This is a genomic window from Brevibacillus humidisoli (assembly GCF_020923435.1).
Classification (GTDB): domain Bacteria; phylum Bacillota; class Bacilli; order Brevibacillales; family Brevibacillaceae; genus Brevibacillus_E; species Brevibacillus_E humidisoli.
This window is the reverse complement of sequence record NZ_CP087263.1, coordinates 3,615,744-3,630,752: the sequence shown is the minus strand read 5'-3', so window position 1 is coordinate 3,630,752 and position 15,009 is coordinate 3,615,744. Positions and strand designations below refer to the sequence as shown.

Genomic DNA, 15,009 nt, shown 5'->3' with positions numbered 1-15,009 from the left:
GTTTTTCACTTCCTCCATACAGTACCGAGGACTTCTTACCATCCCATAACGAAAATCTTACGGAATGATTACGAATCTGTTTCATCTTTGTAACCCCGATGGCCTGCAGGCAGGGAGGAGAGAGAGGTTTTCGGGATGGTAAACCAGAAGCGGCTCCCATGTCCTACCGCACTATCAACCCCTAGCTGCCCCTGATGCTCCGCCACAATCGCCTTGACGATGGCCAGTCCAAGCCCGGATCCGCCTTTTTCCCGGCTGCGTGATTTGTCGGTACGGTAAAACCGTTCAAAAATGCGGTCCCGCTCTGCCTCCGGGAGGCCGTCTCCGTTGTCTGCCACCGATACTTTCACGAAGGACTCCTCTGACTCTTCTACAGATAGGGTAATCACACCGCCAATAGGAGAGTGACGGATGGCGTTCTCCAGCAGGTTGGCGATCGCTCGTTTGATTTTCTCCGGCATCACCAATACGGGCGGCAAGCGTTCCGGCATCTCTACCGATAGCTGGACCTGTTTTTCCTCCAGTTGAATGGTCAGACCTTGCAAGGTTTCCAGGATCAAGCTATCTGCGTGATAGGGCTGGGGGCTGAATTCCTCTGTTCCCGATTCCAAGCGGGAGAGATGAAACAGGTCGTCGATCAGGCTGCTGAGCCGCTTCGTTTCCAGCTTGATCGTCTTGAGATAGCGCTGAAATGTCTCTTCGTCCTTGATCACGTCGTCCTGCAGCGCTTCCACAAACGTCTGAATCGAAGCTAACGGCGTGCGCAAATCGTGCGACACATTGGCAACCAACTCCCGCCGGGAAGCCTCCGATGCCTGCAGTTGGGTGAAGCTTTGTTCCAGTCTGCGCGACATCTCGTTAAATTGGCTGGCCAGCATCTGGAATTCGCAAGGCCCGATCTCCGGCACCGCTGTCTGGAAGCTGCCTTCGGCCAATCGCTTCGACTCCTCCGTGATCCGCAGCAGCGCGTTTTCCAGTGGACGGGTCAGAAAGAAGTGCAGCAGGAAGGAGAGGATGCCTGCGATCACGGTGATGCTGCCCAGCCAGATGGTCGCCTCCAACGACAGAAACATCTTGATATAGCTGACCAGCAGACAGAGCAGGATAAACAGTATGCTTGATCCGTTTGCGATCACCAGGTAAGTACGTACCTTCATTTAGCTTCCTCGTTTCTGGTGCAGATTGGGCAGCCAGGCGTCTGTATCGTAGCCGCGTACTTCCCAGTAGCCGAGATGCTCTGTGTCGATCAATTCCACCGCCTGCAGCCATTTGACTGATTTGTAGGCATACATCTGCGGCACGACCAGGCGAACGGGACCGCCCAACTTCTCCGGGATTGGCTTGCCGTCCAGCAGAACAGCTGCCATCACATCGTCCAGTCTGGCCTGCTCCAAGCTGAGGCAGTCGGTGTAGATACCGTCTCCTGAGTACAGTTTGACGTACTTGGCCTGCACACGTACGCCCGATGGCTCCAGCAACTGTCGAAGCGGAATGCCTTCCCATGTGATCTGATATACCGACCAGCCGGTTACACAGTGGAAGTCGCTTACCTGTACGGTGCGAGGAAGCTGTAAAAACTGGTCCCAAGTGAGCGTAAACGGTTTGTCGACCAGTCCGGAGACGGAAAAAGACCACTGGTTGGGAGCGAAGGAGGGGATGTCGGTTACGGTATAGACGCGAAAATGGCCTTGGGCGCCGCCGCCGATCGGCGGATTGGATTGGGGCAGTGGTTGGATGGATCGAGCCGCTTTTCCCGCTTCGCCCTCGGCGATTGCGTCAAGAGAAGCGCCCCCGTCATCGGTGACGGTCTTCAGCCAACGGTAAAAGGCAGGGCCGATCAGCAGAACCAGAAGCGACCCGATGGACATTCGGACAAAAGAGCGTCTGGAAACTGGCGGCTTGCGGTACCAAGGCACAGGGCGATTCCTCTCCTGCGAGGAACCGACGAGCGGAGTGGCAGCGGCGGGCGTGGGAACGACAGGTACGGAGAGGCGTCCGCGATCCGCCCTTTTCACCCAACGGCTGCGTGAGATAGAGTGATATACGGCCCAGGGCACCCCGATCCAGGTGAGTACGTCATGCCAGATCAAGGCCGCCGCATTGGCGCCGGGAAACCACTCGATCTGCCACAAGACGATCCCGGAGATCCCCCATCCGAGCACAAACAACAGAACGGCGGCCAGATTGATCACCTGATTCAGGCTGCCGGCGATTTGTTTTACGTGTTTCCAAAAGAGAGGCAGATAAGCAAGCAAGAGCAGCAGAGACACGATACCCAGTCCGATATGAAGTTGTTTCAAACTGACCCGAACGAGGGCGGTACTGCCGCGAAGCGAAGGCAGATACAGCAAGATGCCGGTCACGGCGAGCAGCAGGATGGTCCAGGCATTCCAGTAATGCAGGGTTTTCAGCTTTTTTGCCGTATCCACGGTACACGTTTTCCCACCATCTCTGCATCCTGACTTCCCCTCCAATGGATGGTTTCGCTTAGCTCTCTCTTCCCTCAAACTTGTAGCCGATGCCCCAAACCGTTTTAATCAATTGGGAATCGGAAGGCGTCTGCTCGATTTTTTCACGCAGTCGGCGGATGTGCACAGTTACCGTGGTTGTGTCGCCGAAGTAGTCGATATCCCAGACCTTGCTTAGCAGTTGATTGCGGCTAAACACCTGACCAGGATGGTTGGCAAACAGCAGCAGTAAGTCAAACTCCTTGACCGTCAGTTCGATCTCGCGGCCATGGGCGATCACCCCGCGGGTTGTCGGATAGATGGTCAGCCCGTCGAACGACAAGCGGTCAACGGAAGCACTGCCAGCAGTATGCCGTTTCTGCACTCTGCGCAGGATCGCTTTGACCCGCAGCACCAACTCTCTCGTGCTGAACGGTTTGGTGACGTAGTCATCCGCGCCCATCGTCAGTCCCATCACCCGGTCAATCTCCTCGCCGCGAGCGGTCAGCATGATAATCGGGATGTCCTGCTCATTGCGAATTTCTTCGCAAACCTGCCAGCCGTCACGTTTGGGCATCATCACATCCAGGATGATCAGATCCGGCTGTTCCGTTCTCCAGAGCCGCAGCGCAGCCTCCCCATCGTGCGCGGTCACTACGCGATAGCATTCGCGCTCCAGATAACGGGTACAAACATCGGTAATATTCACTTCGTCATCAGCCACTAATACGGTGAACATCATGCTTTCCTCCGTTTTTTAACATCATCTGGCTTGGCTGCAGGGGGGCGCCGTTTTGCAACAGGGGAGAAGAGCCCGCACCCTACAAGTCCCCACGAGGAAAAAGATTGATGTTGGATCTAGTAGATGCTGGATTAAGTTGATGTCGGGATCAAGTATACGTCGAAAAACTTAGCTGAGCCTTACGAAAAGGTTACAAAAGTATTACGCGTGACACGGCAATATTACGCAGATGCCTCGGTACACGCAGCGACATATATCCTCATGGAGCAAGCGCCGTTTTCAACCTCTGCACCCCTTCTCTGATCTGCTCCTCTGTCAGATTGGCGTAACCGATGATCAGTTTATCGGGGTGCTTGCCGCGGACGATGGCATGTTGTTCGACGGGATAGATGCGAACGCCGACGGAGAGAATCTGTTCGACCTGCTCCAGGGTAAAGTTGAATCCGGGAAACTGAGCGACCAGGTGCAGTCCGGTCGATTCGCCCAAGATGCGAACCTGATCGGAAAAGGCGTCCTGCAGGGCCGAGATCAGACATGTTCTACGCCGTCGGTACAGCTTTTTCATCCGCGCGATGTGCCTGTCCAGATGCCCCTGTTCGATGAAGCGGGCGAGCGTGAGCTGATCGAGCGATGGAGTGTGCAGGTCGGTGAACCACTTGGCCTGCTTGTAGCGTGTGACCAGCTTTTCCGGCAGGACCAGGTATCCCAGGCGAAGCATCGGCGACAGCGTCTTGCTATAGGTGCCGATATAGATGACTCGTTCGCTGTCCAGCTCTTTTATCGCACTAACCGGAGCACCTTCATAACGGAACTCACTGTCGTAGTCATCTTCGACGATGTAACAGTCATGGCTGCGGGCGTACTGGATCAGTTGGATGCGCCGCTGAATCGGCATTGTACCACCGAGTGGAAACTGATGGGACGGCGTGACAAAGAGAAAGCGGGGGGAACCGTCGGCGGGCAGATCAGCCGTTTGCATACCTGATTCGTCCACCGAGATCGGTATGAGTGTCCCGCCCGCTTCTGTAAAGATCGTCTGGATGTCGCAAGTGATCGGATCTTCGATTAGCACCTCGCTGCCGGGTGACAGCAGTACTTTGCCGATCAGGGTGAGAGCTTGCGTCGCCCCCGAGGTAATTATGATCTGATGAGGCTGGCAGCGAATCCCCCTGGTTCTCAGCAGGTACGTGCAGACAGCCTGTCTCAGTTCCCAGCGTCCCTCTGGCCGGTCATAGCCCAGTGCCAGAGACGATTCGTCGCGGCAGATCTGCTGTACGATCTGAGCCCATATCCTGCGGGGAAACTGATCGAGTGCCGGGATTCCGGATCGAAAGTCGATCACGTCACCCATCTGCCCGGCTTCTGCCGCTGGGGCAGGCTGGTAGGGAGCAGCCAGTTCGGCGGTTGACGGCAGCAGCACATCCCCTGCCACATAATGCCCGGCCCCTCTGACGCTTGTCACGTACCCTTCCGCCAACAACAGCTCATACGCTTCAATCACCACATTGCGGGAAACCTCTAACTCTCCTGCCAAGCGGCGGGTGGAAGGGAGACGAAACCCTGCGGACAGCTCTCCCTGCAAGATTCTGCTGCGAATCTGTTGATAGATTTGTCGGATGAGCGGCACTGGCTGTGTTCGATCGATCGTGATCCAGAGCAAGGCGGAGTCCTCCTCGGTCAATTGGTACTACTACTTTTCACGTGAAGTGGATCTGATATTTCTCAGTTTAGCATGCTACGGTAGATGCATATAGTCCACAAACGATGATAGGACAAAGGATGAGGAGGAGAGCAAGATGAGCTACTACAACGACGAGGAGAGACTGGCGGCCGATGTGTTGAAGACGATCGCCCGCAGCCAGGCGGTAAAGGAATACGTCCAACAGTCGCCTAATCTCTATCCATTGCTATTTGCCGCAGCTCGCCGCTTCGTGACAGGCGAGACAGTCGAGGATGCATTGAGGGCAGCCGACTACCTATCTGCCGGCGGGTACCGGGTCTCACTGGAGTACATCGGTGAAAACACGACCGACATCGCCGCCTGCAGAGAAGCGAAGACGACGTTTTTGCGGCTGATAGAGGAGGTGGGCCGTCGACAAGCGGATGCCACTGTATCGTTCGATCTGTCTCATATCGGTTTGTCCATTGATCCTGGATTGGCCGAGTCCCACCTGCTGGAGATGGCGGAAGCAGCAAACAAACAGGGCGTAACCTTGATGATCAGTATGGAGGAGTCGACCAAGACAGAACAGATCCTGCGGCTCTATCAAAAAATGGCTTTCCTATACACCAACATCGGCATTACGATACAGGCCCATCTCCACCGTTCCCAGGAGGATCTGACACACCTGCTCTCTTTGCCGGGCAGAATTCGCATCGTCAAAGGGGCGTACAAGGAACCACCTGAGGTTGCACTGCCGCGGGGCGAGGGTGTCAATCAACGGTATCTCGAACTGGTGGAACGGTGTACAGCGGCTCGCCATCCCATCTCGATCGCCACCCATGATGCGCACCTGATCCAGGTGATTGAGCAAAAGGGATATGCTCACCTGCCGTTCGTGGAAATGGAGATGCTGTACGGCATTCAGCCGGAGTTGAGCAAGCAGCTGCGAGAAAAGGGCGTGAAGCTGCGAATTTATCTCACGTACGGCACCGAGTGGTATCTGTATCTGTGCCATCGCTTGGCGGAGCACCCCCCCAATCTGTTTGTGGCCTTGGCAGACATGCAGGATCCGACTCGGACAGCAGAGATTCCCTATTGAAACAGGACAGGGGAGAAGAGGCTTGTCCGGCCTGCCCGCTGCCGGGATATAATGGGGACAAAAGAGAAAACGGAGGGAAGATGATGAGCATACAGCGTCCCCCATTTGCCCCCGACATGTCGGGGGAAGAGTTTCGCGCTCACTATTGGTACAAGGATGAACTGGCTGCCATCTGCAGGCAGAACGGGCTCTCCTCGTCCGGCACCAAAGCGGAGCTGGAGGAGAGAATTGTCCATCTGCTAATAGGAGAAACCGTCCACAACCAGCGGGCAAAGACAACCCAGCAGCGGCGGAAGCAGCGATCCGGCCCGATTACATTACAGACCCGGCTGATTCCGGAAGGGTTTCGGTTTAATCAAGAAGCGAGGGCTTTTTTTCAAGAATATTACGGGGTAAACAAGTTCTCGTTCACCAAGGAGATGGCTGCCGCTCTGCGGGACGCAGAGAAGCGGAATGACCAAGAGATGACGGTGGCTGATCTGATTGCGGTGTACGATAGCAGCCGCCAGAAGAATCACACCAAGGCCAATCCGCCTACTGCTGAGGACAAGACCTATCAGTGGAACGGCTTCGTAAAAGAGTTCCACGCCGATCCGCAGTCGAAGCAGTGGAAAAACAAGCTGGAAATCGCCGCCTTCCTCTGGCGGAAGGTACGGGATCGAAAAGGAGAGAAGCGGTACACGCCTGCTTTGCTGGAGGAGTTTAAGGATGAGATTGAGCAGTTTGCCAAGCCTGCCTCGGGAGGTAGCACAGATCAACGGATGCCGGAATAGAGTACAGGGAAAATACCCAAAAGGGAGGCTTAACCGGTTATGTATCCGTATCTAGGCTGGGTCAGGCAATGTGAAAACGTGCCGATCACATTTCCTCCCCAGCATCAGGACCGTCATCCGGGCATCGAAGCCATCATGGTGCCAAGACCCCTCTCGGACAACCCGCGTTATCAGGGAAGCGGGAAGCTGCAGGATAAAGTGGCGATCATTACCGGCGGGGACAGCGGGATTGGGCGGGCGGTGGCGATTGCGTTTGCCAAAGAAGGGGCTGACTCCGTGCTGGTCTACTACGATGAGCATGTGGATGCCACCGAGACCAGGCAGCGGGTGGAGCAGTATGGCCGCCGTTGTTTATTGATCGCCGGCGACATCCGGGATGAGCGGCTCTCCCAGTACACCGCACAGCAGACCCTGGAGACCTTCGGAAAGATCGACACGCTCGTCAACAATGTGGCGGTCCAATACCCTCAGGAGAGCATTCTGGACATCTCCGCCGAGCAGTTGCGAACGACATTTGAAGTGAACATCTTTTCATTCTTTTACATGACCAAGGCGGTGCTTCCTTATCTGCAGCCGAGAAGTACGATCATCAATACTGCTTCCGTCACCGCGTATGAAGGAAATACACAATTGCTCGACTACTCTACTACGCAAGGGGCTGTCGTCACGTTTACCCGTTCCTTGTCCGGCTCTCTCGTATCACAAGGGATTCGCGTGAATGGCGTGGCGCCGGGCCCGATCTGGACGCCCCTGATCCCCTCCAGTTTTTCCGCACAGCAGGTAGCGACCTTTGGCACGGAGACGCCGATGAAGCGTGCTGGACAGCCTTACGAGCTTGCTCCGGCCTATGTCTACCTGGCCTCTGAAGATTCCTCCTACGTGACGGGGCAGATCATCCACGTAAATGGCGGCACGATGACCAGCTCGTAGGGCGGGGCAGCTGAGCAGATTCACCGACTGGCTCAAGGATCGGAACTACCGACTGGTTCACAGATCGGGAACTACCGACTGGTTCACAGACCGAGAACTGGCTCACATACCGGGAACTGGCTCACATACCGGCACTACTGACTGACCCACGTACCGATACTACTGACCAGCTAGGTGCTGATACTGCTGGCAAGCTAGGTGCCGATGCTGCCGACCAGCAGACGTTGCGGCAACTGCTGATGCCGGTCGACAAAAAATCAGTTGACACAATTCGACAAGCAGGCTAGAATGAGTTCAATGTTACAACCGTATAAATAGTTTGCAATCTTTTCTTATCGAGAGAGGTTGAGGGACTGACCCGATGAAACCTCGGCAACCGGGCGCTTCGCCAGCGGTGCCAACTTCAGAGTGAATGTGTAATCATTCCGAAGATGAGAAGAATTGCTATCAATCCTGAACCGGATGACAGCCCTTCTCTCTTTTGTGAGTGAAGGGCTTTTTTGATGCGCGGGGGTGAGGAGGGCAGCGGCTGCGGCATTCGTATACAAACAAAACATAGTTATCCCATCGAGAAAATAGGGGTTGCACAAGGAGTGAAATGGTTGTGAGTACGTTTGATGAAGATTTGATCCTGCTGGGGGCGGAAGCGGAGCAGGCGGAGGATATCCTGAGCCGATTGGCCGCTCTGCTGCACAGCAGGGGGTATGTGAAGGACAGCTTCCGGGACGCAGTCGTGGAGCGGGAGAAGCTGCATCCGACCGGACTTCCCAGCGAAGGCGTCTATGTCGCCATCCCGCACGCTGATCCGGTTCACGTCAACCAGTCGGCGATAGCGGTTGCGACCCTGAAGGAACCAGTCTCTTTTTCCATGATGGGCAGCCCTGACGTTACCGTAGGCGTAAAGATCGTCGTCATGCTGGCGATCCACAAGCCGGAGGAACATCTGCAGCTGTTGCGCAACTTCATGAAGCTGTTTCAGGACAAAGAGCTGCTGCTGGGGATCAGCGAGGCCACGACCAGACAACGCGTGTACGAGCTGTTAGGCGGCGTCGTAAGCGCACAGACGGTGACCAAATAAGGACCATTGCCAAACGCAGGAAGATTACCAATAAGGATGGAGGAACGAAGATGAAAACAACGTTTAACGTATTGACGGTGTGTGGCTCGGGGACAGTCAGCTCCACGATGGTGGCCGAGAAGTTGAAAGAAGCGCTGGCCGAGAAGGGCTACAAGATCACCACGACGGAAGTGAAACCGCAGCAGGTGGAAAGTTACGCCGAGATGGGCAGCTATGACTTCATCGCCTACACCACCCCTGTACCGGAGAATCTAAGCATTCCCGCTATCAACGCCGTGGGATTCCTGACCGGTTTTGACGAGGAAGGGTTTTTGGAAGAAGTACTTAAAGTGATTGAGCAAATCAACGCATAACAGTTGAATACACCAAGGAGGAACCACCATGTTTTTGGAAACACTGAAGCAGATTTTTGACACGTTTGGCGCACAGATCTTCGTGCCGTTTATCATCTTCATCGTCGCCCTCTTTTTGAAGGTGCAGGTGAAAAAAGCGTTTTTCGCCGCGCTCTACGCCGGGATCGGTCTGCAAGGATTCACCCTGCTGTTGAATGCCTTTATCCCTGTTATTATGCCGGTTGTTCAGCAGATGGTAGAGAGCACTGGCGTGAAGCTGCCCGTCTTTGACATCGGCTGGCAGGCTACCGCCGTCGTCGCCTACTCAACCGAAGTGGGAATGATCTTCCTCGGTCTGGGAATCCTGCTGCAAATCGTGCTGTTCCTCGCTCGTTGGACCAACATCTTCCAACCAGGGGACCTGTGGAACAACTATTCGTACATGGTATGGGGTTCGATGATCTACCTGATCACCGACAGCATGGCACTGGCGATTGGCTGCATGATCGTATTGAACTTATACAGTCTTTTGTTCTCTGAAATGATTGCCAGACGCTGGTCTACTTACTTCAATTATCCTAACTGTACGATTGTCCAGCTCCACCACGTGGGGACTGTGCCGTTCGGAATCGGGATGAACTGGATTCTGGACAAGCTGGGTGCAGGCAAGATCAACCTCAGCCCCAGCGATTTGCAGAAAAAGCTCGGCTTCCTCGGGGAACCGATCGCGCTCGGTCTGCTGCTCGGCTTGTTCCTCGGCATCATGGGGAACCTGAAAGAACTGGGCACGCTTGCCTCCTGGGGCGAAATCGCTACTGTCGGTGTGGCTACTGCTGCTGTGATGGCGATTTTCCCGAAAGTATCCGGTATCTTTGCGCAAGCCTTCCTGCCGCTGACAGAGGCAGCCAAGAAAAAAGGAAAGCAGGGCAGCAAGTCCCGCGAGTGGTACCTCGGGGTTAACGACGCGGCCGGCTATGGTGAGGCTGCTACGCTGATCTCCGGTATCACGCTAATCCCGATCATGGTGCTGATGGCCCTGATCCTGCCTGGCAACGAAGTACTGCCTGTCGTTGACCTGATCGCGCTGCCATTCATGGTACAGGGATTGGTTGCGATCATGAACGGAAACATCTTTAAGGTGCTGGTCTCCGGGACGATCTGGTTCAGCCTGGGACTCTATCTGGCTACTTATACCGCACCGATCTTTACCCAGGTCGCGACAGAGGTAGGGGTAAGCATCCCTACCGGCGTGCTGCTGATCACCAGCTTTGGTATCCTGACCAAACCGATCGCTGGCCTGATCTTCCTCGCCTTCCTCTCCCAGTCGTGGCTGCTGATCGGCTTGGTGATTGCGATTTACGCGGTCTCGTACTTCTTGTTCAAGAAGAAGAAAGAAGCGTTCTACAGCTATATGGAGAATATGAACTCTCGCGCGGCGTAAAGCGTGTCGCGAGTGGAGAAACGTGCGATGGTTGTAAAGCGTGTTAAGATGTAAAGGCATGTTAAGATGCAAAGCGTGTGTAGGATGGAAAGCGTGTTATAATGAATAGGAAAGAATTGGGTAAAGAGACGGGGCTTGGGTCCCCGTCTTTGCCGTTTGTGGTGAAGTCTGTTTCGCGGGGCATCTCGGGGCATGGCAACGCGGGTGGCCAAACAAGGATCGCCAGAGGCATTGTGGGATATTTTTATCTGAAACATTTTTTATATAGGAGGGAAAGACATGCTATTGCAACACGAACGGGAACAGATCGTCGAGTACGGGAAAAAACTGGTCACCCATGGATTGACCAAAGGAAGAGGCGGCAATCTCAGTATCTACAACCCCGAACAGCAGTTGATGGCAATCAGTCCGAGCGGAGTGGACTATTTTGAGACCAAACCGGAAGACGTCGTCGTGCTCGATCTGCAGGGTAATGTGGTCGACGGTGAGCGGGAACCCTCCAGCGAGTATCCGATGCACAGCATCTTTTATCGGCACCGCTCTGATATCAAGGCGGTTGTGCATACGCACTCCGTCTATGCTACGACTATCGCCTGTCTCAACTGGACGCTGCCTGCTGTGCATTACTTGGTTGCCTTTGCCGGGCCAGATGTGAGATGTGCACCGTATGCTACTTACGGGACGGAAGAGTTGGCTGAACACGTGCTGGAAGGGATGCGGGATCGGAAAGCGGTGCTGTTGGCCAACCATGGGCTGATCGCTGGAGCGGATACGTTGGCGAGGGCGTTTTACATCGCGGAGGAAGTGGAATTTTGTGCGGAGGTGTATTATCGGAGTAAAAGTGTGGGGGAACCGGTGATTTTGCCGCGTGGGGAGATTGAGTTGGTGATGGAGAAGATGAAGGGGTATGGGGTGAATAAGGAGTAGTAGTGTTGTGGATGGTTGGTGGATGGCGGTAGCGACGTTGCTGTGGTGAGGGTAAAGCAAAAATATGGTGGTTATTGTCGTTGATCTCCAATAGGGTAGAAAACCTGGGGGATTGACGACAATCGTTTTTTCGCGATGAGCTTAGTGAGATAAGGGAAAGGTGACGTAGCAGGGAAAGTCTGGTATCGTTTTGAAACGTGGTGTATTTTTTAAGAAAGGCTATTTTTGTAGGGGATTTTGGGGTTTGTATCGTACCTATGAGGATTGAATACCGGCATGACGGCTAACTCGTTGGTGTCTTATATTGTGTTTGTATCGTACCTATGAGGATTGAATACCAGGATTAAGTTGGTTGATGACAAAGGTACGTATAACGTTTGTATCGTACCTATGAGGATTGAATACGTAGATAATGAATTGAGAACAAATGTTCGATAAGGGTTTGTATCGTACCTATGAGGATTGAATACAGTAAAGGAGTTACTAGTCAAGGGGCGCCGTAGCTGCCCCAGTGCACTTTTGAGGGGCCTCGCAAGGTTATCCTTGGCTCTAGCCTCTCTTTTATTTTGTCGTGTAAGAAATCAAGGAGTTTTAGCTTGGGGATAGACCAGCTATTGGAAGCATACTGGGGCGCGGACAGAATTTGTCGACGTTGAATGCGCAAACCCCAACATTAGAAACGAAGTACTCGGAAACGCTGTCTCGTTCGAAAAAAAGCTAGGTGGTTGAAAAAAGGGTTACTATCGAAGTGGAAAGCAAGAATGAATGGGCTACCATTATTTCTCAGTTTATCGAAATGGACTGGGGCTAATCAATGCACCTTCTATAATTTCGCTCGCGAAGTTAAGGGGTATTCTGTCATAAAAGGATTTATTGTCAACTGCAAATGAAAATTCCCCATTATCTGCACTTGAATTTTCCCCATATTAGGCAATAGGTTTGTTTGAATAATGCCCCCCGAGGGGGGCTGGCGGCGGGAAAATTCCGTTCATTCGGTTTTATCTTCAATTGTCTCTGGTCGAAAGAAACCAGCTTTTTTCTTCTCCTTTATGCGATAACTTTCTCCTTTAATGTTGATGGTGTGGGAGTGATGCAATAATCGATCAAGGATGGCGGTGGCAAGTACCGTATCTCCAAATATCTCTCCCCACGAACCATAAGACTTGTTCGAGGTAAGAATAATCGAACCAGATTCATAACGCTCCGAAACGATTTGAAAGAAAAAATGAGCTGCCGTTTCATCCATCTTGCGATAGCCGATTTCATCAATGATCAGTACATTCGGCTTAATAAAAGCCCGCATTTTTTGTTTGATACTATTGTTTTGATGGGCAATCTGAAGTGTCTGAACCAAATCGTGAGCAGTTGTAAAGTAAACTGTCAAACCTTGCTTAATGGCTTCCAGAGCCAATGCAACAGACAAGTGGGTCTTTCCGACTCCTGGCGGACCCAGCAAAATGAGATTCTCCTGTTGGTGCACAAACCGGAGGGTTGCCAAATCACGAATCCGTCTTTCATCTACGGAAGGCTGGAAACTGAAATCGAATTGCTCTAATGTTTTATGGTAGGGTAAATGAGCCAATCGTGTCTTCATTCGAATAAATCGATCCCTCTTGGCCTTGATTTCCTCTTGCAAAAGCTTGTCCAAGAACTCCAAATACGATATATTCTGAGCAGCAGCTTCTTCTGCGTGGTGGTGAATAATTTCCGGGATTCGTACCCATCCCATTTGCGAAAAGGCTTCTTCTAAACGGGACTGGAGCATCATTGTACGATCACCTCCTCGTCAGCAAACTGCTCGTAGACTGATAAATCACGTTCCACCACTTCAGGGCTTGGATTTGAAACCAGACGCGGCATAGGTTGGGGAGCCTTCACGCGACTTTGGGTTTGAATCCCCTCGAAGTGTTTTTTATTGGTTACGACTTGTTTGGAACGAACTGCTTTTTGATGTTCAGCGATAATCGTGTTGCCCTGATAGATCCGGATATGACCATTCTGGAGATCTTGTACCTGTACCGTATGACCAATATAGGTATAGGGTACAGAATACCTGCTTCCTCCGTAAGAAACGAGCAAATCGTTGGATACTCTTCGAGTATGCCGTTCTACTTCTTCGAACGGAACCGGGTTAAGCGGCTTCAACTGTTCATGTTTCCATCGATCTACCGGCTTTTCATGTGTGGTGCCGTGAATCCGTACATTGGCTACCGTATCCAACCAATGGCGTACTTGTTGATTCAAGTCACTCAGGCTGGTAAACGACTGTACGCGAGGCCAAAAATTCTTTCGCACATAGCCAACACCATTTTCTACTTTCCCTTTTGTTCGTGCACGGTAGGGGGCACAACGCCGGAGGGTAAAGCCGTGATGACTTGCAAACTGAGAAAAACGTTCATTCCACAATACATGGCCTTGGTCGTCGTAACCTGCAATGACGGTTTTCATATTGTCGTACAAGCATGTATCCGGTCTGCCTCCAAAGTATTGCATGGCACGTAAGTGACAGCCGATGAGGGTATCCAGCCGTTCGTTCTCCGTAAATTCCACATACAACATTCTCGAGTATCCCAAAACCATGACAAAGGCGTATAGTCGTTTATATCCACCATTCCATTCCACTTTGAAATGTCCCCAGTCTACTTGCGCTTGCTTACCAGGTGTGGTTTCATAACGGATCGTTGCCTTGGAGGTAACGACGGGGCGCAATGGTTCCATGAAGGAACGAAGGAGTCTAATTTGTCCTGAGTATCCCTGGGCTCTAATTTCATCAAACAAGACAACAGCATTTAAGCAGCCTTCTTCCATTCTCGCTTTGATATAGGGTTTAAATGGATCGAGGATGCTTGCTTTTTTGACGGTTCGCTGGTATTTCGAAGGTTCATCTCTCTTCAGCCACTTACGGATTGTTTTTCGATCCCTCCCTAATTCGTTCGCAATTTGCGTGGTACTCATTCCTCTTTGTTTCATGTCTTTAATCAAGTAAAACTCCCCATTCTTTAGCATATTTCTCTCCTCCAGGGAGAGATTTTCTGCCGAAAGTGGGGAATTTTCAAGTGCCGTTATTGAGGATTTTAACAGTGCCGTTCACATTATTGACCTTTTTAAGTTATCGGGATCGTCTCTTCTACTACTTTATAGAAAAAAGGGGGGCCCAATCTGTGTGAGTCCCCCTTTTTCGCAATGATAATCCCTCATAGGTAAGATAGACGCTCCTAGTCTGTATGTTTCAATTCCTTATAGGTAATGGACTTATTTATTCTACTCATATTTTTGAACCGCTTCAAGAGGGTATAACTACTTTAAAAAGACTTTTTCCAAAATCTGCTGGACAAAAGAATGGAAATGCTCTAAACTGTGTACTAAAGAACAGGAATGTTTTCTTTAATACATACTAGAAGGGAAGTGATTGAGGGAGAGGGAAGTATTCGTTCGACAACATACTCGTAGTCGAGCGCATCATGGGGAACCTAAGACGGTATATGTCAAGCAGTATTGGAGAAGACATCCAAGACAAAAATAAGAGACCTTCTGCAAAAGGTCTCTGGTGATGGCATGCACTGTATGCAGTACTTGC

Annotated in this window: 13 protein-coding genes and 1 riboswitch; of the genes, 7 read left to right on the top strand and 6 right to left on the bottom strand. The window is 52.1% G+C overall.

Annotated features, from left to right (window positions below; all coding sequences use genetic code 11):
• Window positions 1-68: 68 nt before the first annotated feature.
• The 4 genes from LOK74_RS17730 to pdxR all read right to left on the bottom strand — a co-directional run bounded on the left by LOK74_RS17730 (window position 69) and on the right by pdxR (window position 4,849).
• Window positions 69-1,157: a sensor histidine kinase gene (locus LOK74_RS17730; protein ID WP_230043338.1), complete on the bottom strand. Its 1,089-nt coding sequence runs from the start codon at window positions 1,155-1,157 to the stop codon at window positions 69-71.
• Window positions 1,158-2,429 (bottom strand): molybdopterin-dependent oxidoreductase, encoded by a 1,272-nt coding sequence (locus tag LOK74_RS17725; protein WP_230043337.1) that lies wholly within the window; start codon window positions 2,427-2,429, stop codon window positions 1,158-1,160.
• Between the two features lie 58 nt (window positions 2,430-2,487).
• A complete protein-coding gene (locus tag LOK74_RS17720; protein ID WP_420908685.1) occupies window positions 2,488-3,186 on the bottom strand; it encodes a response regulator transcription factor in 699 nt (232 codons plus the stop codon).
• A 262-nt stretch (window positions 3,187-3,448) separates the two neighbouring features.
• Entirely contained in the window at window positions 3,449-4,849 is a 1,401-nt protein-coding gene (gene pdxR / locus LOK74_RS17715) for a MocR-like pyridoxine biosynthesis transcription factor PdxR (protein ID WP_230043335.1), read from the bottom strand.
• Window positions 4,850-4,985: 136 nt separating this feature from the next.
• Between pdxR and LOK74_RS17710 the strand changes: the two genes are divergently transcribed.
• The 7 genes from LOK74_RS17710 (at window position 4,986) to LOK74_RS17680 (ending at window position 11,432) form a co-directional block, all read left to right on the top strand.
• Window positions 4,986-5,951, top strand: a complete 966-nt coding sequence (locus LOK74_RS17710; protein ID WP_230043334.1) for a proline dehydrogenase family protein — start codon at window positions 4,986-4,988, stop codon at window positions 5,949-5,951.
• Between the two features lie 83 nt (window positions 5,952-6,034).
• Complete coding sequence (locus LOK74_RS17705) at window positions 6,035-6,724, top strand: SAP domain-containing protein (RefSeq protein ID WP_230043333.1); 690 nt, start codon at window positions 6,035-6,037, stop codon at window positions 6,722-6,724.
• 39 nt (window positions 6,725-6,763) lie between these two features.
• Window positions 6,764-7,654 carry an SDR family oxidoreductase gene (locus LOK74_RS17700; protein ID WP_230043332.1) on the top strand — a complete coding sequence of 297 codons (891 nt, stop codon included), beginning with the start codon at window positions 6,764-6,766 and terminating at the stop codon, window positions 7,652-7,654.
• A 329-nt stretch (window positions 7,655-7,983) separates the two neighbouring features.
• A riboswitch (SAM riboswitch) is annotated at window positions 7,984-8,092 on the top strand.
• Window positions 8,093-8,258: 166 nt separating this feature from the next.
• Window positions 8,259-8,732: a PTS sugar transporter subunit IIA gene (locus LOK74_RS17695; RefSeq protein WP_230043331.1), complete on the top strand. Its 474-nt coding sequence runs from the start codon at window positions 8,259-8,261 to the stop codon at window positions 8,730-8,732.
• A gap of 50 nt (window positions 8,733-8,782) precedes the next feature.
• Window positions 8,783-9,085, top strand: coding sequence for a PTS sugar transporter subunit IIB (locus LOK74_RS17690; protein WP_230043330.1), 303 nt, complete (start codon window positions 8,783-8,785; stop codon window positions 9,083-9,085).
• A 28-nt stretch (window positions 9,086-9,113) separates the two neighbouring features.
• Complete coding sequence (locus LOK74_RS17685; RefSeq protein WP_230043329.1) at window positions 9,114-10,505, top strand: PTS galactitol transporter subunit IIC; 1,392 nt, start codon at window positions 9,114-9,116, stop codon at window positions 10,503-10,505.
• Between the two features lie 279 nt (window positions 10,506-10,784).
• Entirely contained in the window at window positions 10,785-11,432 is a 648-nt protein-coding gene (locus LOK74_RS17680; protein ID WP_230043328.1) for an L-fuculose-phosphate aldolase, read from the top strand.
• A gap of 988 nt (window positions 11,433-12,420) precedes the next feature.
• Here the strand turns inward: LOK74_RS17680 and istB are convergent.
• Window positions 12,421-13,200 (bottom strand): IS21-like element helper ATPase IstB, encoded by a 780-nt coding sequence (gene istB / locus LOK74_RS17675; RefSeq protein WP_230042330.1) that lies wholly within the window; start codon window positions 13,198-13,200, stop codon window positions 12,421-12,423.
• Window positions 13,197-14,438: an IS21 family transposase gene (gene istA / locus LOK74_RS17670; RefSeq protein ID WP_230042329.1), complete on the bottom strand. Its 1,242-nt coding sequence runs from the start codon at window positions 14,436-14,438 to the stop codon at window positions 13,197-13,199. Before istA ends, istB begins: the two co-directional genes overlap by 4 nt.
• Window positions 14,439-15,009 lie beyond the last annotated feature (571 nt).